Source organism: Demequina sp. (assembly GCF_049841215.1).
Classification (GTDB): Bacteria; Actinomycetota; Actinomycetes; order Actinomycetales; family Demequinaceae; genus Demequina.
Window position 1 is genome coordinate 1 of sequence record NZ_JASGEO010000003.1, and the last position, 19,897, is coordinate 19,897.

The 19,897-nt window shown below is 68.2% G+C and carries 19 protein-coding genes; 12 read left to right on the top strand and 7 right to left on the bottom strand.

The genetic code is table 11. From position 1 onward, the window contains the following. Nucleotides 1–845: hypothetical protein (locus tag QM618_RS00500; protein WP_428093278.1), on the top strand; the 845-nt coding region annotated here is incomplete at its 5' end. Beyond that, nucleotides 842–2,158, top strand: a complete 1,317-nt coding sequence (locus QM618_RS00505) for a DUF5719 family protein (protein ID WP_428093281.1) — start codon at nucleotides 842–844, stop codon at nucleotides 2,156–2,158. The genes QM618_RS00500 and QM618_RS00505, both read left to right, overlap by 4 nt. Here the strand turns inward: QM618_RS00505 and QM618_RS00510 are convergent. Further along, nucleotides 2,140–2,544 carry a metallopeptidase family protein gene (locus QM618_RS00510; RefSeq protein ID WP_428093284.1) on the bottom strand — a complete coding sequence of 135 codons (405 nt, stop codon included), beginning with the start codon at nucleotides 2,542–2,544 and terminating at the stop codon, nucleotides 2,140–2,142. The two genes, QM618_RS00505 and QM618_RS00510, sit on opposite strands and share 19 nt — an antisense overlap. A gap of 64 nt (nucleotides 2,545–2,608) precedes the next feature. Here QM618_RS00510 and QM618_RS00515 point away from each other — a divergent pair, with 64 nt between their 5' ends. From QM618_RS00515 to ahcY, 5 genes are all read left to right on the top strand, one after another. Next, a complete protein-coding gene (locus QM618_RS00515) occupies nucleotides 2,609–2,968 on the top strand; it encodes a DUF3499 domain-containing protein (protein ID WP_428093287.1) in 360 nt (119 codons plus the stop codon). Nucleotides 2,969–3,188: 220 nt separating this feature from the next. Next, entirely contained in the window at nucleotides 3,189–4,592 is a 1,404-nt protein-coding gene (locus QM618_RS00520) for a phosphomannomutase/phosphoglucomutase (protein ID WP_428093290.1), read from the top strand. Continuing rightward, nucleotides 4,593–5,558 (top strand): cation diffusion facilitator family transporter, encoded by a 966-nt coding sequence (locus tag QM618_RS00525; RefSeq protein WP_428093293.1) that lies wholly within the window; start codon nucleotides 4,593–4,595, stop codon nucleotides 5,556–5,558. It begins immediately after the preceding gene. Between the two features lie 95 nt (nucleotides 5,559–5,653). After that, nucleotides 5,654–6,046: a hypothetical protein gene (locus QM618_RS00530; protein WP_428093296.1), complete on the top strand. Its 393-nt coding sequence runs from the start codon at nucleotides 5,654–5,656 to the stop codon at nucleotides 6,044–6,046. 57 nt (nucleotides 6,047–6,103) lie between these two features. Then, nucleotides 6,104–7,543, top strand: a complete 1,440-nt coding sequence (gene ahcY, locus QM618_RS00535; RefSeq protein ID WP_428093300.1) for an adenosylhomocysteinase — start codon at nucleotides 6,104–6,106, stop codon at nucleotides 7,541–7,543. 133 nt (nucleotides 7,544–7,676) lie between these two features. Here ahcY and QM618_RS00540 read toward each other — a convergent pair whose 3' ends face one another. Next, nucleotides 7,677–8,501, bottom strand: a complete 825-nt coding sequence (locus QM618_RS00540; RefSeq protein WP_428093304.1) for an RDD family protein — start codon at nucleotides 8,499–8,501, stop codon at nucleotides 7,677–7,679. Nucleotides 8,502–8,540: 39 nt separating this feature from the next. Here QM618_RS00540 and QM618_RS00545 point away from each other — a divergent pair, with 39 nt between their 5' ends. Continuing rightward, entirely contained in the window at nucleotides 8,541–9,536 is a 996-nt protein-coding gene (locus QM618_RS00545) for a stage II sporulation protein M (protein WP_428093308.1), read from the top strand. Nucleotides 9,537–9,728: 192 nt separating this feature from the next. On the opposite strand, the gene QM618_RS00550 is transcribed toward QM618_RS00545, so the two are convergent. From QM618_RS00550 to QM618_RS00570, 5 genes are read right to left on the bottom strand one after another with little or no spacing between them, the layout of a single operon-like run. Further along, on the bottom strand, nucleotides 9,729–11,021 hold the full coding sequence (locus QM618_RS00550) for a DUF58 domain-containing protein (protein ID WP_428093311.1): 1,293 nt from the start codon (nucleotides 11,019–11,021) through the stop codon (nucleotides 9,729–9,731). A gap of 1 nt (nucleotide 11,022) precedes the next feature. Then, nucleotides 11,023–12,078, bottom strand: coding sequence for an AAA family ATPase (locus QM618_RS00555; protein WP_428093314.1), 1,056 nt, complete (start codon nucleotides 12,076–12,078; stop codon nucleotides 11,023–11,025). Next, nucleotides 12,075–13,262: a DUF4350 domain-containing protein gene (locus QM618_RS00560; protein ID WP_428093317.1), complete on the bottom strand. Its 1,188-nt coding sequence runs from the start codon at nucleotides 13,260–13,262 to the stop codon at nucleotides 12,075–12,077. The genes QM618_RS00555 and QM618_RS00560 overlap by 4 nt, the downstream gene beginning before the upstream one ends. Then, entirely contained in the window at nucleotides 13,259–13,927 is a 669-nt protein-coding gene (locus tag QM618_RS00565; protein WP_428093320.1) for a DUF4129 domain-containing protein, read from the bottom strand. Before QM618_RS00565 ends, QM618_RS00560 begins: the two co-directional genes overlap by 4 nt. Next, nucleotides 13,890–14,978: a hypothetical protein gene (locus QM618_RS00570; RefSeq protein WP_428093323.1), complete on the bottom strand. Its 1,089-nt coding sequence runs from the start codon at nucleotides 14,976–14,978 to the stop codon at nucleotides 13,890–13,892. The genes QM618_RS00565 and QM618_RS00570 overlap by 38 nt, the downstream gene beginning before the upstream one ends. Nucleotides 14,979–15,066: 88 nt before the next feature. Between QM618_RS00570 and mtrA the strand changes: the two genes are divergently transcribed. Genes mtrA through QM618_RS00590 form a run of 4 tightly spaced genes read left to right on the top strand, consistent with a single transcriptional unit; the run spans nucleotide 15,067 to nucleotide 19,861 of the window. Then, nucleotides 15,067–15,750, top strand: a complete 684-nt coding sequence (mtrA, locus tag QM618_RS00575) for an MtrAB system response regulator MtrA (protein ID WP_428093326.1) — start codon at nucleotides 15,067–15,069, stop codon at nucleotides 15,748–15,750. After that, the gene (gene mtrB / locus QM618_RS00580; RefSeq protein WP_428093331.1) at nucleotides 15,747–17,393 is read left to right on the top strand and encodes an MtrAB system histidine kinase MtrB; all 1,647 of its coding nucleotides are present in this window, start codon (nucleotides 15,747–15,749) and stop codon (nucleotides 17,391–17,393) included. The genes mtrA and mtrB overlap by 4 nt, the downstream gene beginning before the upstream one ends. After that, a complete protein-coding gene (locus QM618_RS00585; protein WP_428093334.1) occupies nucleotides 17,390–19,129 on the top strand; it encodes an LpqB family beta-propeller domain-containing protein in 1,740 nt (579 codons plus the stop codon). The genes mtrB and QM618_RS00585 overlap by 4 nt, the downstream gene beginning before the upstream one ends. Nucleotides 19,130–19,162: 33 nt before the next feature. Then, a complete protein-coding gene (locus QM618_RS00590; protein WP_428093337.1) occupies nucleotides 19,163–19,861 on the top strand; it encodes a ComF family protein in 699 nt (232 codons plus the stop codon). The last annotated feature ends 36 nt before the right edge of the window (nucleotides 19,862–19,897 follow it).

The following is a 19,897-nucleotide window of genomic DNA, read 5'->3' on the forward strand; positions in this document are numbered from 1 at the left end:
CGGCCGTGGGCGCCGCGGCTGGTGCGGTGCTCGTGTCCGCCACCGCCTGGTCCTGGCCGGGCCGGCCACTCGCCGGCGACGTCGAGGGCACCGACGTCAATGTGCTTCCGCTCGTCGCGGCCCTCGAACTCGAACCGCCTGCCTCGGAGCGCGTCCTCACGCTCAGCGACATCGACGGCGGAGTGGCTTACTCCGTGCTGACCGCGGATGGCTCGGTGGTGGTGTGGGGCAACGCGGGCTTCTCATCGTCCGGCGCCCCCCTTGCGCGTCCCGCCGCCACGTCGCTGCCATCGCCAGACGACCTCGCCGAGGCCGTCGGGACGCTCGTTGCGGCAGGTATAGGGGCCGATTCCGAACTTGCCGCGTGGGGCATCGGCGTCATCGTTGTGACGCCGGACTCGAGCCGCGCCCTGGCAGGGCTGTCGCAAGTGGACTCCCTTGAGCTGATGGGCGCAAGCGGGCTCGGCACCGCCTACCGGGTTACGCGAGACGGGGACGCTGTCTCGCGCGCGTGGGTGACCACCGACGACGCGAGCGTTGCCGTGGCGTGGGACGGCGCTGAGGGCGCCGCGCGCCTCACCGCTCAACAGGCGGGCACGCTCGTCATCGCCGCGCCGGCGGACCGTGGCTGGGCCGCCACCCTCGACGGCCGCACGCTCGACGCCGTCGACGATGATCTCGGCAGGCAGGCCTTTACCGTTCCCGCAGGCGGTGGCGAGTTGGACGTGCGGTTCGACGACACCGAGTACCGACGCTGGTGGTGGGCAGCTGCCGTGGCGTGTGGGCTCTCGCTGCTCGCCGCGCTTCCTTTCTTCGACCGCCGCATGCTGGGGGGCCGAGCATGATCCGCCGCATCATCTTCTCCGTGATCGCGTTCGCCGCCGCGTTGGGCGCCGTGTGGTGGGGTGCCACGCTCGCTCCAGCAGAGGTGCCGCTCAGCGCGGGTGTGACAGTCCCCGTGACGCCCGCGCGGCTCGACACCGCGTGCCCCGGCCCGCTCGTGACGCCCGCGGGCGGCACGGGCGCCGATCCCGAACTCGGCGGTGCCGCCACCGGGGTCACTCGCAAGACGTACCTCGACGGAGACATCCGGAACGTCGACAACGGAAAGGCGTCTGACGCGGCGCTCGGCGCGCAGGTTGAGCGCGTCACGGGTGGTGACATCACGGGGCTTGCTGCACTGACGTGCGGCACTCCGCAGACGGATCAGTGGATCGTTGCTGGCGCCACCACGGTGGGGGCGAGCGCTCGCCTCGTGCTCACCAACCCCGCGGCGACGGCCGTGGAGGCCAAGGTGGTTGCTCACGGCGCGCTCGGCGAACTCGACTCTCGCACGGTGGCGATCGGCCCCGACTCTCAGCAAGAGGTGCTCCTCGAGGGAGTCGCGGTGGACGTCTCCGAACTCGCCGTTCACGTGACCGCAACGGGAACCGGAGTGGTGGCCGCGCTGCAGGATTCTCGCCTCGATGGGTTCCAGCCCGTGGGTACCGACTGGGGCGCTCCCTCCGTGCTGGGAGAGGAACTCGCGATCGCGGGAGTGGGCACCGATGGCTCCGCAGGGCAATCTGGCATCGTTCGGATCGTGGCCCCCGAGGGCGCTCGGGTGTCGATGACCCTAGCCACTCCTGATGGCCCCGCGACGTGGCGCGGAGTCGCCTCCCTCGAGATAGAGGCCGGGGTGGTCGTGGAAGTGCCTATCCCCGCGGTGGATGTGGGAACCGTCGTCATCTCGGCGAACGCGCCGGTTGCCGCTGCGGCGGTCATGACACGGACGCGAGCCGCGAGCGCCGGGGTAGCCGGCGCCACCGCGAGCGAGTTGCGATGGGTGCCAGCCCAAGCGGTAGGCGACGCGGAGGAACGAGCCGCCGTGGCCGTCGGCTATTCCCAGCACGTGGTGGTGTACGCCCCAAAGCGCGGCACGTTCACGCTGACCGACGGCGAGGGCAGAACCGTCGCAACCGCGGAAATCGCGGAGGGCGGGGTGGTGGAGCTCCCGGTGACCGCTGCGGCCGGAGCGGTACTGACCGCCCAAGGCCGGTTCGTGTGGTCCGTGCTCGCGGAAGACGGGGACTTCATCACGGCATTCGCGCCCGTGCGCACCACGATCGATGACGTGGACGTGACGGTGGTGCAGCGGCCCTACGTGCCCGCGCCGTAGTCGGGGTCGATGTCCTCCGGCGGTTTTCCCAGCAGGTAGCCCACGTGCTCGGCGAGCACGTCGCGCACCAACGACGGCAGTTCCTGCGGCTCGCAGCGCTGCTCGATGGGCCGCCGGTAGAGCACGATGCGCGCCGTCTGGCCAAGGTCAGCGGGGAACAGCCGTCCAAGCGGCACCCCGCGCTCCCACGGCGACGGCTCCGACGGCGGCACGTCTTCGGTGCCGAACTCGAGGCGCCCCCACTCGTTGCCCCAGCGGCCCTCGAGGCGCTCCGCGCCCTCCAGCACGAGGTCGTCAAAGATCTCGCCCCTGCTGAGCGATCCAGGCGAGCCGAGCGGATGAAGCGGGCGGCGCAGTCCGCGGTCGTGGCGGTCTCTGCGGGTCATGTTCGCCAGGCTATCGCGGCGTGGCACCCCCTCCCGCTCAAGGCCGCGAGGTAACGTCCACAGCGTGATCTCCGTACGCCAGTGTTCCCGTCCGTCATGCTCGCTTGCGGCCGCGGCGACCCTCACGTACGTGTACGACGATCAGACCGTTGTGGTTGGCCAGTTGTCCGCCCATGCGGAGCCCCATGCGTACGACCTTTGCGCCCACCACGCGGACCGCTTCACGGCCCCGCGCGGCTGGGACGTGGTGCACATTCACCAAGAGCTGGTGGAACGCGGGCCCAGCGACGATGATCTTGATGCGCTCGCGCGCGCGGTGCGCCAGGCGGGGACCCCGCCCATGGTGGAGGAGGTCGTGGTGCGCCCCCCGCTCGCGTCTGAACCCCGCAGAGGCCACCTCCGCGTAGTCTCCGCTGATTCCTAACCCCCTCGTGTGTGTGCGTGAGCACCACTTTCGGAGGTGGCAGCGCTCCTGTGTGTGCGTGAGCGCCAGTTCTCGGGGAGACGGCCGCGTGCCGTCCGGGTCGCGGCACGCCAAGACCGTGACGCTACGACACACATGCGGCCGGTGTGGAGCCCATATGTGGTGCTCACGCACACACAAAGGGGGGTGGAGGCGTGTGGCGAGCCGATAACCTTGAGCCGTGCACTCGGCCCCCGATCTTTCCCAGCTCATCAAGTCTTATGACGTCCGCGGCGTTGTTGGCGAGGACCTGACCGACGAGGTTGCGGTGGCCATCGGTGCCGCCTTCGCCGACGAGATCGTGATCCCTGACGGCGCGCGGCACGTGGCGATCGGCCACGATATGCGGGACAGCGGTCCGGGGCTTGCGGCGGCCGTTGCGGCGGGCCTCACGTCCCGCGGAGTGGACGTCGTTGACATTGGCCTGTGCTCCACCGACGGTCTCTACCACGCGTCCGGAGTGCTCGATGTACCAGGCGTGATGGTCACGGCGAGCCACAACCCGGCCAAGTACAACGGCATGAAGTTATGCCGTTCTCGAGCGCGCGCGGTTGGCGAGAACAGCGGCCTGGCCGACGTTCGCTCCAGGGCCTCGCAGTTGCTCGCCGAGGGCGTGGCTCAGGTGGAGGAGCCCGGCTCGGTGACCTCGCGCGAGATGATCGGCGAGTACGGCTCCTTCTTGCGCTCGTTGGTGCCCCTTGAGGGGATCCGGCCGCTTCGCGTGGTGGTCGATGCCGCGAATGCGATGGCCGGCTATACGGTCCCCGCAGTGCTCGGCACCGAGGCTGGCCTTCCGCGGCTCCCGCTCGAGATCGTCCCGCTGTACTTTGAACTCGACGGCACCTTCCCCAACCACGAGCCCAACCCACTCGACGCAGAGAACCTCCGCGACCTCCAGGCCGCGGTCAAGGAGCACGGCGCCGACATCGGCCTCGCCTTTGACGGAGACGCGGACCGCTGCTTCGTCGTGGACGAGCGCGGCGAGGTGGTGCCTGCGTCGGCGATCACGTGCCTCGTTGGCCTGCGCGAGGCCGCGCGCGATGACGCGCCCACGGTGATTCACAACCTGATCTCGTCACGCGCCGTCCCCGAGCTGCTGACAGCAGCCGGTGCCACGCCCGTCCGCTCCCGTGTTGGCCACAGCTTCATCAAGGCGGACATGGCGCGCCTCAACGCCGTGTTCGGTGGCGAGCACTCCGCCCACTTCTACTTCCGCGACTTCTTCTACGCGGACTCCGGGATGCTCGCCGCGATGCACGTGCTCGCCGCGCTCGGCGCCCAAACCCAGCCCCTCAGCGAACTGCTCGCCGAATACTCGCCGTACGCAGCGTCGGGCGAAATCAATTCTGTGGTGACGGACGCGCGCGAGGCGACCGCGCGCGTGGTGTCCGCGCTCGCGGACGGGAGCGCCATTGACGAGCTCGATGGCGTGACGATCGACCATTGGGACGCCGAGCCGCGCTGGTGGCTCAATGTGCGTTCGTCCAACACCGAGCCGTTGCTGAGGCTTAACGTCGAGGCCGCGGACCACGCGGTGATGGAGCAGATCAGGGATCGCGCGCTCGCGATCATCAGGGAGGGCTAAATGTCCACAGAGGGTGGCACCAAGGCCGTCGTCGCGGCGCTAAGCGCCAACATCGGCATCGCGGTGACGAAGTTCGCGGCGTTCGCGCTCACCGGCGCATCGTCGATGCTCGCGGAGGCGATTCACTCCGTCGCCGATTCCGGCAATCAGGTGCTGCTGCTCGTGGGCGGCAAGCGAGCGCGGCGGGTGGCGGATAGGGAGCACCCGTTCGGCTACGCACGTACGCGGTACCTTTACGCGTTCCTCGTGGCGATCGTGCTGTTCACCGTTGGTGGCCTGTTCGCGCTGTACGAGGCATGGCACAAGTTCCACGATCCCCACCCCATCGACTCGTGGCGGTGGGTGCCCATCGTGGTGCTCGTGGTGGCGATCGGCCTCGAGTCCTACAGCTTCCGCACTGCCATTCACGAGTCCAACAAGGTGCGCCGCGGGCTCTCGTGGCGGCGCTTCATCGAGAAGTCGCGCTCGCCAGAGCTGCCCGTGATTCTGCTCGAGGACTTCGGTGCGCTGCTCGGCCTCGTGTTTGCGCTGTTCGGCGTCTCGATGACGCTCATCACGCACGACGGCCGCTGGGACGCGCTCGGCGCGGCGATGATCGGCCTGCTGCTGTGCGCCATCGCGGCCGTCCTTGGGCGAGAGACCAAGAACATGCTGCTCGGCGAGTCCGCAACCGAGGAAGACGTCGCCGCGATCACGGCGGCCCTCGCCGCGGAAGGCTTTGACGACGTCATTCACATGCGCACGGTGCACCTTGGGCCCGAGGACATCCTGGTCACGGCAAAGGTGGCGCAACGGCCCGACGCTACGGTCGCCGAGCACGCCGCGCAGGCTGATCGTGCGGAGGCCGCGATCCGCGCCGCCGTACCGGCGGTGCGGTTGATCTTCCTCGAGCCCGACGTTCGCCGCGAGGCGGGCGTCGTTGGCCAGGACGCCGACGACCTTGGAGCGCCCCCGCACGAGGTGTGACAAATCCGCCAAAGCGGACCTCGACACAAAGTTCGCATTTCTGCCAGGCTGGCGAGAGGCGCGAGGACGCGCCACGCGAGCGCGACGGAGGGCACATGGACCTGGTGATCGACGAGGATGCCGCCACGGCGCTGCCGTTCCGCAGGCTCACCCCACCGGCCGCCCTCGCGTGGCCCGTGTGTGGCCGCGTGGTCGATGTCTCTGGAGGCCCGAGTGGCCGCCCACTTCGTTGTCACCTCTCCCATGGGCATCGCGGCAATTGTGATGACCTTGGGTCCTCCGAGCTCGAGCACTGGCAGGCAAGCTCCACCACCCCGGCAACATCCGGAGAGACCCTCGACGGGGTGAAGGTTCTTGCGCTTGCGCAGGCCCGCACCTACGAGGCCGTGTCCCAGTGGAAGCGCGAACGCGGCGCCGACGAAGAGGCGGGCCAGCTGCTCGCGATGGCTGACGCCCTGCGCCGCCTCGTGCTGGTGCTGGACCGCTAACTCGCGCGCGCCGAGCGCGGGGCGAAGACCTCCGCGCGCAATGGGAGACTTGTCCCCATGACCGAACACGTTGTCGCTGACCTGTCCCTTGCCGAGGCCGGACGCCACCAGATTCGCCTCGCCGAGCAGGAGATGCCGGGCCTCATGGCCCTGCGCCGGGACTTTGGCGAGGCGCAACCTCTCGCGGGTGCCCGCATCGCGGGCTCTCTGCACATGACGACGCAGACGGCCGTGCTGATCGAGACGCTCACCGCGCTCGGCGCCGACGTGCGCTGGGCTTCGTGCAACATCTTCTCCACGCAGGACGACGCAGCGGCGGCAATCGTCGTGGGGCGCGGCACGTTCTCGTCGCCCGACGGAGTGCCCGTCTTCGCCGTCAAGGGCGAGACTCTCGCCGAATACTGGGACTACACGGACCGCATCCTCACGTGGGAGGGCCACGACGGGCCCACGATCATCCTCGACGACGGAGGCGACGCCACCCTCCTTGTCCACGAAGGGGTGAGGTACGAGCGTGAGGGGGCCGTGCCGTCGGCCCTTGAGGAGGAGGACCCCAACTACAACGCCGAGCTCGAGGCGATGCGCGCGGTGCTGCGTCGCTCGCTCGCCGCAGACCCAACGCGTTTCACGCGCATGGCTGCCGGCATCGTTGGCGTCTCCGAAGAGACGACCACGGGGGTGCACCGTCTTGACCAGATGCACGCGCGCGGCCAGTTGCTGTTCCCGGCGATCAACGTCAACGATTCGGTCACCAAGTCCAAATTCGACAATCGCTACGGCATCCGCCACTCGCTTCCGGACGGCCTCAACCGTGCCACGGACGTGCTCATGGGAGGCAAGGTCGCGTTCGTCGCGGGATACGGGGACGTGGGCAAGGGTGCGGCGGAGGCGCTGCGCGGCCAGGGCGCCCGCGTCATCGTGAGCGAGGTGGATCCCATCTGCGCGCTGCAGGCCGTCATGGACGGCTACGAGGTGGCGCGCATCGAGGACTATGTGGACCGCGCGGACTTCTTCATCACCACCACGGGCAACAAGGACATCGTCCGCATCGAGCACATGGCGGCGATGAAGGACAAGGCCATCGTGGGCAACGTGGGCCACTTCGACAACGAGATCGACATGGCGGGCCTTGCGCGCTCCGGCGCCAAGCACCAGCCCGTGAAGCCCCAGGTAGACGAGTGGATTTTCCCTGACGGCCACAGCATCATCGTGCTGAGCGAGGGCCGCCTCATGAACCTCGGTAACGCCACGGGCCACCCCTCGTTTGTTATGAGCACCTCGTTCACCAACCAGGTGCTCGCGCAGATAGAGCTTTGGACCAACCTTGCCTCGTACCCGCTTGGCGTCCACCGGCTGCCCAAGGTCCTGGACGAGCATGTTGCGCGACTGCACCTCGACGCGCTGGGCGTGCGGCTCACGGAGCTCAGCAAGGATCAGGCCGACTACATCGGCATTCCGGTGGAGGGCCCGTACAAGGCAGACCACTACCGCTACTGAGAGACAACCAAGGGTCTCAGTGACGCATGTGACCTATGTGGTCCTGGTACGCGGATATGCCGTCACTTTGTGCAGATGAGCCCCAGAGGCCCTTGTTTGTCACGAGCATGGGCGGCCGACGCTGGGGCCGGGTCTATTTCTCGGCGTCCACCACGCCGTAGGGGAGCGCTCCTACTCGAGCCGTCTCAGCGTCGGCCCGGCGAAGCCGCGAGACCTCCTGTGCGTACTCACGGTCCCTGCGTGACGTGAGCACCGCGGCGAGGAAGTATTCGGGGTGGGTGCCAGGAGGCGGGGGAGGCGAGACGTACTGGCCAACTTGGGCTGCGATTTGGCGGCCGATGCGGTCGCGAGATTCGGGGCGCATGCTCGCCGCGCGACCAAGGAAGAGGCGGCCGGTGAGCGCGAGAGAATCGGGCAGGCGCGCTATGTCCGCGGTGTTGGCCCAATGGGCGAGGTGCGGCGGCATCATGAGCGGCGCGAGGCGCTGGCCCCCGCCACGGGTGCGCATGGAGTACGTGCCGGCGAGATAGTCGCCGATGCGTTTTCCGCGCGACGAGAGCATCGACGTACCAACGGCGAGCATGCCCGCGGTCATGTAGATCTCGACAACGCCAACGAGGGCGCGGATGAACGCGTGGCGCACCGTGATGGGGCCTCCGTCGTCGCGCACCGTGCGCAGCCCAACCGCGAGCCGCCCCAGCGACTTGCCGCGTGTGAGCGTCTCCACGGTCATCGGGAGGAACACGAGGCACGTGAAGGTGATGAGGATGGAGATGGCCCCCAACCAGGCGTCGTTGAGGTTGAACGGGATGGCGTCGAAGACCGCGAAGGCGAAGTAGAGCGCGGCAAACGTGATGGCGACGTCGAGCAAGCCAGACAGCATGCGCAGCGTGACGGGCGCCGCGCCCGACTCGAGCGCAACCCCCTCACCAATGAGAATCTCGTCCGCGTCGCTCAAGACCCCTCCATCTAGCGGTTGTTATGGCATCGTAGCGGCGTGGACATTGATTCCTTTAGCGCCGTGCGTGAAGAGCGCTGGGCGCAGCTGAAGCAGCTGTCCAGGAGTCGCAAGCTCACCGGGGCGGAGGCCGATCAGCTCACTCGCCTGTATCAGTCCACCGCCGGCGATCTCTCCGCGGTGCGGTCCGCGGCCCCTGAGCCAAGCCTCATCTCTCGCCTGTCCGTGCTCTTGGCGCAGGCGCGCGTGTGGCTCACCGGGTCCCATGGATCCGCCACGGGTGACTTCCGACGCTTCTTCGCGCGCACGTTGCCCGCCGGCCTCTATCGCGTGCGGTGGTGGGGCGTCACTGTCTCGCTCGTGGTGCTCGTGTGCTCGTTCATCGCGGGGTGGTGGACGCTCAACCATCCGGATTCGCTAGAGCTCGTCGGTGACGCGCAATCTCGCGCAGAGTTCGCCAACGAGGCCTTCGCGAGCTACTACACCGACTACTCCAACGAGTCTTTCGCCGCCCAGGTGTGGACCAACAATGCGTGGCTCGCGTTGCTGTGCCTCGCCTTTGGTATCACCGCGTATCTGCCTCTCATGCTCATGTACAACACGGTGATCCAGTTGGGCGTTGCGGGCGCGATCATGGCCGAGGCGAACGGCCTCGACGTCTTCTTCTCCCTGATCATCCCCCACGGCCTGCTCGAGCTCAGCGCGGTGTTCGTTGCCGCAGGTGCCGGGCTGCGGCTGTTCTGGGTGATGCTCGTGCCGGGGAAGCGCTCACGCGGCCAGGCGCTCGCGGAAGAGGGACGCGTGACGTTCGCGGTGGGGATTGGGCTGGCGCTCGCCTTGTTCGCATCAGGCCTCATCGAGGGATTCGTGACGCCGTCGTCGATGCCGTGGTGGCTCAAGATCGTGATTGGGATCATCGCGTGCGCGGCCTTCTGGGCGTACGTGTTCGTTGGGGGCCGTGCTGCCGCACGCGAGGGCGTCACCGGCGACGTCGAGGGCGACTTCGCCACAGAGCTCGCCCCGGTGGTGGGCTAGCTCTTCTCCCGATCACCCCTCCACACACGCCGAACGCCCCTCCACACAATCCTGACGCTTGCGCGCGTCAGGATTGTGACGTCCCTGGTAGATCACATGTGCCCCGCGGAGACTCCCGGAATTGTGTGGACAGGCATTGGCCGTGTGTGGACAGGTGTTCGCGGTGGGTGGGGTAGCGGGCGTCCCCCTCGCCTACAACTTCCCCGCGGCCTTGAGCGCGAGGTAGCGATCGGCAAGCACGGGGGCCAGGTCGTCGGGCAGGGCGGTGAGCACGTCGGCGCCAAGGGACCGCAGGCGAGCGCCAACCGCGTCCACCTCGATCCCAGAGCGCGCCGCCGCCGCGGCCCCGTAGACGGCCTCGACGGAGCCGCGAGTGAGCAGCAGGTCTTCGACATCCGGGTCCGCGACAGACGCCACCACTACCTGGTGCCGGTGCGCGAGCGCCGCGGTGGCCTCGAGCAGCCCGGAGTCGATGGCAGAGACCTCCACGGTGGTCAGCAGCACCACGAGCGCGCGCTGCGACAGCCGCTCGCGCGTGAGCCGCGCAACCGCGGGCCAGTCGGGTTCCACGAGCCGTGACTCCACGGGAGCCAGGGAGGTGGCGAGGCGCGTCATGAGTGCGGCACCCGTGGTGGCTGCCGCGCGAGCCTGCTCCTCGCGGTCGAACGCGGAGACCTGCACACGGTCGCCCGCGCGCGAGGCAAGCGCGGCCAGGAGCAGCGTCGCCTCGATGGAGGCATCGAGGCGCGGCATGCCACCCACGCGTCCTGCGGACATGCGAGAGGTGTCGAGAACGATGAACACGCGGCGGTCGCGTTCCGGACGGAACGTCTTGACCACCACGTCCGCCCTTCGCGCGGTGGCGCGCCAGTCAATGGTGCGGACGTCGTCGCCGATCACGTATTCGCGCAGCGAATCGAATTCCGAGCCAGCGCCCTTGAGCTGCACCGCCGTGCGCCCGTCGATCTCCCGCAAGCGCGCAAGCCGTGACGGCAAGTGCCGCCTGGACTTGAACTCGGGAAGCACCCGCAGCGTGTCAATGAGCGGCATGGTGCGCTGGCGGCCCGCGAGGCGCAGCGGGCCATAGGTGCGAATGGTCACGCCAACGCTCTTGCGGTCACCGCGCCGCGTGGGCGTGAGTTCGGTGGTGAGTGGCAGGGCCTCACCGGGAGCCAGTGAGAAAGCGTGCCGCGTGTCGCTGGCCCCCGCGGAGGGCTGCCACGCGTCGCGAACGGCCCCGCGCACGCGGCGCTTGCCGATGTTGATGAGGTCAAGCTTGGCCGTGGTGGACTCGGTGAGGCGCACGGACGCGGGCACGCGCCGCTTTGCCCCAATGCGCTGCGGCGACGGCGCGATCCACACGTCGAGAGCCACGAGCACCGCCACCCCAAGCACCCAGAACCACGCGACGTTGCGCTGTTGCGTCAACGCCGCCGGTATCGCTCCGAGTACCGCGAGCAGCACGGTCCAACCAGTGATGAACATGTCAGCGCGGCACCGGCACCGAGGCGAGCACGTTGGTGAGCACCGCGGTGGCCGTCACGCCCTCAAGTTCGGCCTCCGCCCGCACCGAGATGCGGTGCGCGAGCGTCCAAGCGGCAAGCGCCTTGACGTCATCGGGTGACACGAAGTCCCTCCCACGCATCCACGCCCACGCGCGAGAGGTGGTCATGAGGGCGGCAGCCGCACGCGGCGAGGCGCCGAGCGACACGGAAGGAGCGTCACGCGTGGCCCGGCAGATGTCCACGATGTACGCGACCACGTCGTCGGAGATCTCGACGGCCGCAACCTCCGCGCGCGCCGCCTCGATGTCCGCGGGAGACGCCACAACGGTGAGCCCGGCCGCCCGGAGGTCCCGCGGGCTGAAGCCCGATGCGTGCCTGCGCACCACCTGCGCCTCGGCCTCACGCGTCGGCAGCCCCACCACCACCTTGAGCAGGAAGCGGTCAAGTTGCGCCTCCGGAAGGGGATAGGTGCCCTCGTACTCCACGGGGTTTTGGGTGGCGATCACCACAAACGGATCCGGCAGTTGGCGCGTCTCGCCGTCCACCGTGACCGTGCGGTCTTCCATTGCCTCGAGCAGCGCCGCTTGCGTCTTGGGGGGCGTGCGGTTGATTTCGTCGGCGAGCAGCAAGTTGGTGAACACGGGGCCTTCACGGAACGAGAACGCGGCCGTGCGCGCGTCGTAGATGAGCGAGCCCGTGACGTCGCCCGGCATGAGGTCGGGCGTGAACTGCAGCCGCGTGAACTCCATGTCGAGCGTGTGCGCAAGCGACCGCACCATGAGCGTCTTCGCGGTGCCCGGTACGCCCTCCATGAGCACGTGCCCCTTGCACAACAGGGCGATAACCAGGCCGGTTACCACCTGGTCCTGGCCAACCACGGCCTTGCCTAGCTCGCTGCGCAAGGCGCCAAGTACGGCGCGCGGTCCCGTTGGCACGTCCGACGGCGTGGCTGGCTCCGGCTCGGCAGTTACCTCAGGCGCAGGCTCGGCCGCCGCCTCTGGTGTTGGCTCATCCTGCGGGGTGGGGTTCTCTGTCACGACGTGTGCACCTCTCCTTCAAGAGCATCGAGTTGGTTGACGATGTCAAGCATTTGCGCCTCGCTCGTGGGCGCTGGTCCGTACAGAATTCGGGCGATCTCTTGCGGCGAGCGCGTGGTGACGCGCTCGATTGCGGCGACCATGCCTTCGCGCTCCGTGGTGCGCGGCACGCCTAACCGGACGCCAATGCGCCGCGCCGCCGCCGCGCGCAGCGCGGCCGTTGCCCGGCCGTACGCGCGTGCTCGCCGGTACAGGCGCGCCCTGCCGCGCGTCGCTTCCGAGGCGCTCACCACCACAGGCAACGGCTCGACGGCAAGGGGACCGAAGCGTCGGCCCCTCCACAGGGCGGCAACGAGCGCGGCGAGGCCGAGCGCGTACACGGCGGTGCCGAATCCTGGGGGCAGGAAGTCGGGGAGGTTCTCCACACTGGTTGGCGCCTCGCCTCCGCCGCCAAGGAGCGTGGAGTCGTAGCCGTCCGCGATGTACCAGGCCACGTTCTCGTGGTGTCCCGCCGTGCGTAGCGCGAGCGCCGCGTTGCCGTCGTTGAGCAGGAACTCGTTTTGGTAGATGCGCGGATTGGTGACCACGGTGCGCGTGTGGTCACCCGCGGTGATCACGGCCATTCCTGCTACGTCGGAGCGGTTCAGGAAGCACAGCTCGGCGTCGGTGTCGTCAACCGCCTGCAGCCCCGTGTACTCAACCCGGGCCCGCTCCGCGGCGACCGCGTCAGGGTCAGCACACGCGGCATCGACCGTCTCGGGGAGGAACTCGTAGGAGACGGCGATCGCGGGATCCAGCGCGTCCATGAGCGAGGACGAGGCGCCGATGAAGAGGATGTCGCCGTCGTACTTGAGGATCGACGCCACTTGGGCGTCCGTGAGGTATTCCGCGCCGGCGATCACGAGCGTGGTGGTGGAGGGTTCCGCGACGAACACGCGCCCCAAGGCGTCGAACTGTCGCAGCGACACGCCCTGGTCGCCAAGGATCTGGGCGACGGCCCTGCTGCCGTTGTCCGTGGAGTTCTCGATGGACAGGTCCCGGTAGTCCGTTGGCCGGGACGTGAGCGCGACGATCGCGATGAGCACCACCACCATCCCGATCCCGATGAGCCACCACCGGCTCCTGGAGGCACGTGATCCGATGCTCTCCGTCTTGCCGGGGGCTGTGTACACGGACGTGGTCACGCGGGTACCTCCGCGCGGGCCTTGCGGGCGGCGTCGCGAGTAGCGAGCACGTGCTCGTAATGCTCGCGATTCGCCGTGAGGTGTCCGTAGCGCACGGCGTCAAAGACATCGGCGTCTTCGTGAATGTCGCGAGCCATCGCGGGCACCGCTTCTGACGTGACAAGCGCCGCCTCGAAGGCCGTCATGCCCGGCTTGGCGTCGATGATCTCGCGCTCGGCGAGCGAGCGGATGAGGGAGCGATACGCCTCGATGACCGCGGTGTTCCAGTCTCCTGCCCTTGCCGCCGCCGCAGCGGTTGCCAACAGGTCAGCGGCGGTGAGCGCGAGGTCACCGAGTTCCTCGTCCACCGCCCGCGCCCTGCGCGAGCGCCGCAGCGGGCCCACGACGATCCACACGATCACGGCGAGAAGTGCGATGCCGATGACCACGGCGATGACGGGACCCCACCCGCCGCCGGTTCCACCAAAGCCGTTGCCGAGGTTCTCGATGATGTTGTTGATCCAGTCGAAGAATCGCTGCAGGTAGTTGGTGCCGGTGCCTTGCGTGTACTCGGATTTGGCGAGCTCTTCCCGCGCCCACTCGCGAGCGGTCTCTGCATCCGGATCCACCGGCACGTCGAACCGCATGTCAGGAGTGCCGCGCCTCTGCTGCGCGCGCCAGGTCAAGGTCAAAGCCCTCATGGCGAATGCGCGCATCGATGTACACGAGCGCATACACGCTTCCCATGTAGGCATAGGTGAAGACGTAGGTCACCACGAGGCTCAGGACGATGACGCCAACGCCAACCGCGATGCCCACCCACTCGCCCGTGAAGCCAAGTACCAGGGCAATCATCGCCACGAAGGACATGAGCTGCTGCACCACACCGGTGATGAAGCCGATGATCATCCCAGTCACGAAGATGATCAGCACCGACCACCAGAACCGGCCCTTGATGAGTCCAACGGTGCGGCGCACGGAACCGATCGCCCCCGTGCGCTCGAGCATGATCACGCAGCGCGCGATCGCCGTGATGATGTACACGGGAAGGCCGACGGCGAGGCCGAGCACCATCATGAGCAAGAATCCGATGCCCATGAGCGCGTCGTCCCCAGCCTGGATGCCCAAGATCCACATGACCAGCCCGGGCCCCAAGGCGAGCGTCAGCACCGCCGTCGACATCAGCCACAAGAGCAACAGCTGCCCCACGCGGGGCCCCATCGCCTTGAATGCGTCGCCAACCGTGATGCGCTCTCCGAGCACCGCGCGCGCCACGCCCGGCGCCAGCAACGCGCACGAGAGCGCATCCGCGAGCACCACAGCAAGCAGCGCGATGATGCCAACGATGACCGTCGAGGACTGCACCCCAGAGAACTGATCCGTTGGCGACACGAGCCCAAGCGAGGGATCGGTGAAGGCGAGCCACAGCGCGGCGGCCGTGATGAGCATCGAGGCGCCAACACACAGCAACGGTCCGCCGAGCACCACGGCCCTGTTGTAGCGCATCGCCTTGAAGGGAACGGAGATGAACTCGCCAAAGCCCATCGGGCGCAGCGGGATGATTCCCGGTTGCCACGAGCGATAGGTGGGAATCGCTTGGGCCGGTGCTACCGCGGTGAGCACCGCAGGGCCTGGCGCGGAATACGGAGCTGAAACAGCGTCGGGCACCTGCCCAAGAGCGGGTTCGCTGGAGCCTCCCGGCATGGCCCAATCCTGACCGCCTGCGGCGTCGTTCACGCTGAGTCCTCCCTGACGCGGCCCTTGCTGCCAGGCCCCCGGTTGGTGCACGAGCCTATTGCCGTGCCTTGCTGGGCATAATATCCGCATGACGGCACGAATCTTGGTGGTCGACGATGACCCGGCAGTGGCGGAGATGATTGGCATCGTTTTGCGAGCCGACGGCTTCGAGACGGAGTTCTGCGATCACGGCGACAAAGCGCTCGACATCTTCCGTGAGACGCATCCCGATGTGGTGCTGCTCGACCTCATGTTGCCTGGGCGCAGCGGCATCGACATCTGCCGTGACATCCGCGCCGAGTCTGGGGTGCCCATCATCATGCTGACCGCGAAGTCGGACACGGTGGACGTGGTGCTTGGGCTCGAGTCCGGTGCCGACGACTACGTGCCAAAGCCCTTCAAGCCGCGAGAGCTCATTGCCCGGGTGCGTGCTCGCCTCCGCCGCAACGACTCCGCCGCCCCTTCCGTAGTGCGCATTGGAGACCTTGAGATCGACGTCACCGGTCATCGCGTCACGCGAGACGGCGAGGTCATTCAGCTCACCCCGCTCGAGTTCGATGTGCTCGTCACGCTCGCGCGCTCGCCCGGCCAGGTGTTCACGCGCGAAGTGCTGCTCGAGGACGTGTGGGGCTACCGCCACGCGGCGGACACGCGGCTCGTCAACGTCCACATTCAGCGCTTGCGCGCCAAGATCGAGCGCGACCCCGAGAACCCTGAGATCGTCGTGACGGTTCGCGGCGTTGGCTACAAGGCCGGTGGCGTGTCGTCGTGAGTGCGCGCAAGCGCTCGGTGGGAGCTGCGGCGGCCGCGCAGCCGCGCCGCTTCGCCGGGCGGTGGCGCCGATCGCTCATGTTCAGGGTGGTCGTCACCACCCTCGTGATCGGCCTCGGCACCGTGGCCCTGCTCGGTGCCTACGTGACCTCGCAGATCCGCGATGGCCTCGTAGAGACCAGGGTTGACCGCATCCTGCAACAGAGCGCGCAGGACGTCGCGAGCGCACAGGCGGATATTGACGCCTCGCCTGCCGAGGGCCCTGCAGACCTCACCCAACTGGTGGTCGATATCGCCGCCAAGTTCTCCGTAGCGGGCGGCGAGGACCGCTACACGGTGCTGATCGAGAATCCGCAGAACAGCTCGGACGTGCCCATCGGCACTCAGGCTCCCAACCAGGAGATCGTGAACGTCATCACGCCTGAGATGCGGGACGCGGTGCAGGAGGGCGTCACACAACCGTGGCAGTTCGTGGCGCTGCCGGATGGCACCCCGGCCGTCACCGTGGGCAGCACGCTCGACATTAGGGCTGCAGGGGAGTGGGAGCTGTACTTCATCTATTCGCTCGCGGACGAGGAGCAGACCCTCACGCTTATCCAGCGCGTGCTTGGGCTTGGTGCGGGCATGCTCGTTGCTCTCGTCGTGTTCATGACCTGGTGGGTTGGCCAGCAGGCGGTGCGGCCCGTCCGTGACGCCGCGCGCGTGGCATCGCGCCTGGCAGAGGGCCGTTTGAGCGAACGCATGACGGTGCGCGGCAATGACGAGATGGCCACTCTTGCTCGCACCTTCAACGAGATGGCGGAGTCGTTGCAGCGCCAGATCACGCGCATGGAGGAGCTCAGCCGTCTCCAACGGCGCTTCGTTTCCGACGTCTCCCACGAGCTGCGCACGCCCCTCACCACGGTGCGCATGGCGTCGGACGTTCTCTATGACGCTCGACAGGACTTCCCGCCTGAGGTGGCTCGCTCTGCTGAACTGCTGAGCGGGCAGCTTGACCGCTTCGAGACCCTCCTCGCCGACCTTCTCGAGATCAGCCGCATCGATGCTGGCGCCGCGCGCCTTGAGTTCGAGGACATTTCCGTTGCGGACGTGGTGCGCGACGAGGCAGACGCGATCGCACACGCCGCCGCCAACGTTGGCGTGGAGGTGCGCCTGTGGATCGCCGAGGGCGAGCACGTGGCCTCGATCGACCGCCCCCGCGTTGGCCGCATCGTGCGCAACCTGCTGTCTAACGCCGTAGAGCACGCGCAGGATCACCCGGTGGACGTTGCCGTGGGCTCGAACGGGCGCGCTGTGGCCGTGGTGGTGCGCGATTACGGAATCGGCCTCACGGCCCAACAGGTGGATCGCGTCTTTGACCGCTTCTGGCGCGCCGACGCCGCCCGCGCGCGCACCATGGGCGGCACAGGTCTTGGCCTGTCCATCGCACGCGAGGACGCCCGCTTACACGGCGGCAAGCTCGAGGCGTGGGGTCGCCCCGGCAAGGGCGCCAGCTTCCGCCTGCTCTTGCCGCGCACCTCTCGCGGCCTTGGGCAAGACGCGCCGCTCCCGCTCGCCATGCGCGAAAGCGAGTTCGAGGCGCTCGGCACCGCAGAGGGCCTCGCGGTTCGCGACGACGAAGAGTTCACGGAGACCAGCTCATGACGGCCCGACGCTACGCGGCCTTGGTCGCTACCCTCACCGCCGCGGTGCTCGGTTTGGCGGCGTGCACGTCCATTCCTTCCTCGGGACCGGTGAACGAAGGCGATGGCGTGGTCTCGTCGTCCGATCCCGTGGTCCCCATCGCTGAGGGCCCGCGCAAAGACGACACCCCGTCAGGCATCGTCAACGGCTTCGTCATCGCCTCATCCGCGGGCTTCGACAGCGACTTCACCGTGGCTCGCGAGTATCTGACATCGGAGGCTGCGGCCACGTGGGACCCAACCGCCAACGTCACGGTCTTCGATTCCGGCGCCGTCGAGACCAACTTTGACGTGGACACAAACACGATGACGTACGACGTCCCCGTGCTCGCCACTCTCGATGATTCGGGCCGTCTCACCGAGGCCGCTGACGGCACGCGCGAGACGCTTACCTTCACTCTTGCTCAGGACTCCAACGACCAGTGGCGCATCGCGGAACTCGCCGATGGCGCGATCCTCGCGAAGCCCAACTTCGAGCGCCTCTTCACCCCGGTGAGCCTCATCTTCGCGAGCGTCGATGAGACCACGCAGGTTCCTGAGTTGCGGTGGCTCCCAGAGAAGAAGGCTGCCACCCTTGCTGCCCGCGAGCTCGTCGAGGGCCCGTCAGAGGCCCTCGCACCTGCCGTTCACACCGGCTTCCCCGCTGCGTCCGCCTTGGAAGTGGACTCGGTGATCGTGACCGACGGCGTCGCGGCCGTGCAGCTCACGGCCGGCTCCGCCGGTGACGCCGCCCAGCGCAGCCTTGCGGAGCAGCAGATGACGCTCACGCTTGCCTCCATCCCCGGCGTGCGCACGGTGACCGTGACGGTGGGTGGCGTGGCGCTCGGCGGCGACAACTCCGCCGATCTTGCGCCCGCGCCGTTGCCAGGGCCGGATGCTGCGGCGTTCGTCAATGACCGTCTTGGGCTGTGGGACGGCGAGGACGTGTGGCAGGCGACGGGCGACGCCGGTGGCCTGCCGCCCAACTCGCGGGGCCTCGCGCAGAGCTTTGACACCTCTCAAGCGGCCTGGGTGGTCGACGATTCGCGGCTCGTTGCTTCATCGCTTCTCGAGGACAGGGTGGGTTCGCTCGAGCCGTATGACGAGGAGGCCGCCGCCCCCACCTCACAGATGGAGACGGACTCGCTCTACCAAGGCACCAACCTGGTGGCACCCTCTGCGGATCGTCACGGGTGGTTCTGGACCACCGAGGTCTCCGACGCCACCGAATTGGTCGCCGTCACGCGCAAGGGAGAGGTCACCAAGCTCCCGGTCGATTGGCTGCGCGGAACGTCGGTTCAGGGACTCTCCGTCTCTCGCGATGGCGCCCGCATCGTCGTGCTCTCCCAGTCGGGAGGAAAGCAGCTGCTCGAGATCGCCTCGGTGGTGCGCGGCGAGGACGGCACGCCGCTGTCCGTTGGCGATCCCGTTGCCATTGGTGCGGACCTTGGCCCCGCGATCGATGTCACCTGGGTGGATGACCTCACCGTCGCCGTGCTCGGCGCGGGCGGCAACGAGGTGCCGAGCGAGCTGTGGTTCGTCGAGGTTGGCGGCCTCACCACCGCCATGAAGTCAGTCACTGACGCTGTGGACATCACGGCCCGCGAGCAAGAGCGCTCGCTCGTGGTCGTGGATACCGAACACGAGGCCTTCACGCGCTCAGGCGCCGTGTGGTCAAAGGTAGCCACCGGGCCAAGCGAGCTCGCGTACTCGGGCTGAGTTGTCCACAGGGGTGCCACGCGGGCGCCCCGCATGCCCGACGCTGGTGTCATGTTTGTCGCCGACCTCGCCAGGGATGCCGCTCGCCTTCTGGTGCCCGTTGCGTGCGCGGGATGCGGGCTCGAGGACGAGCCTCTGTGCGAGTCGTGCGCCGCGCCGTGGTGGGATGAGCCGTTCCGCGCGGAGGAGGGAGCGGGCAGGCTCGACGTGGTGGGCCGCGTGCCGCTCCCTGTGTGGGCCGTGCAGCCTCTCGACGGGCCCGTGCACCGAGCCATCGGGGTATGGAAGGACGGTCGCCGGCGAGATCTGGATGCGTTCTTCGCGAAGGCGGCCGCTCGCGCGGCCGCGCACCTTCGCGCGCACCTCCCGCCAAGCGTCACGGTGGTGCCCGTTCCCTCAAAGCGTCGCTCTGTCCGCAAGCGCGGAGTGGCGCTCAGTACGCTCCTTGCCACGGCCGTCGGGCGGGAACTGGGTGCTATCAGCAGCGATGCCCTGCGAGCCGCGGGCGCCAAGTCCAAGGGCCGTTCAAGCGTTGGCCGGTGGGACGCAGCCGGGGTGAAAGTGGCGCGTGCCGTGGGGCCCCAACCGGTGCTGCTTGTGGACGATGTGATGACAACGGGGGCCACGTTGGCGCGTGCCGCGGACGCCCTCGAGGCCGCGGGCACACCCGTCATCGGGGCGCTCGTGTTGGCCGCGACACCTCGGCGTGACGTGGGCGCAAACCGGGGCTAGGGTGGGGGAAAGGACGGCAACGTCACTCACTCTTCG

Excerpts from the sequence above, each read along its gene's own strand:
- QM618_RS00505 (WP_428093281.1), top strand. The coding sequence starts at position 842 with ATGATCCGCCGCATCATCTTCTCCGTGATCGCGTTCGCCGCCGCGTTG.
- QM618_RS00510 (WP_428093284.1), bottom strand. The coding sequence starts at position 2,544 with ATGACCCGCAGAGACCGCCACGACCGCGGACTGCGCCGCCCGCTTCAT.
- QM618_RS00525 (WP_428093293.1), top strand. The coding sequence starts at position 4,593 with ATGTCCACAGAGGGTGGCACCAAGGCCGTCGTCGCGGCGCTAAGCGCC.
- QM618_RS00530 (WP_428093296.1), top strand. The coding sequence starts at position 5,654 with ATGGACCTGGTGATCGACGAGGATGCCGCCACGGCGCTGCCGTTCCGC.
- ahcY (WP_428093300.1), top strand. The coding sequence starts at position 6,104 with ATGACCGAACACGTTGTCGCTGACCTGTCCCTTGCCGAGGCCGGACGC.
- QM618_RS00550 (WP_428093311.1), bottom strand. The coding sequence starts at position 11,021 with ATGTTCATCACTGGTTGGACCGTGCTGCTCGCGGTACTCGGAGCGATA.
- mtrA (WP_428093326.1), top strand. The coding sequence starts at position 15,067 with ATGACGGCACGAATCTTGGTGGTCGACGATGACCCGGCAGTGGCGGAG.
- QM618_RS00585 (WP_428093334.1), top strand. The coding sequence starts at position 17,390 with ATGACGGCCCGACGCTACGCGGCCTTGGTCGCTACCCTCACCGCCGCG.
- QM618_RS00590 (WP_428093337.1), top strand. The coding sequence starts at position 19,163 with ATGCCCGACGCTGGTGTCATGTTTGTCGCCGACCTCGCCAGGGATGCC.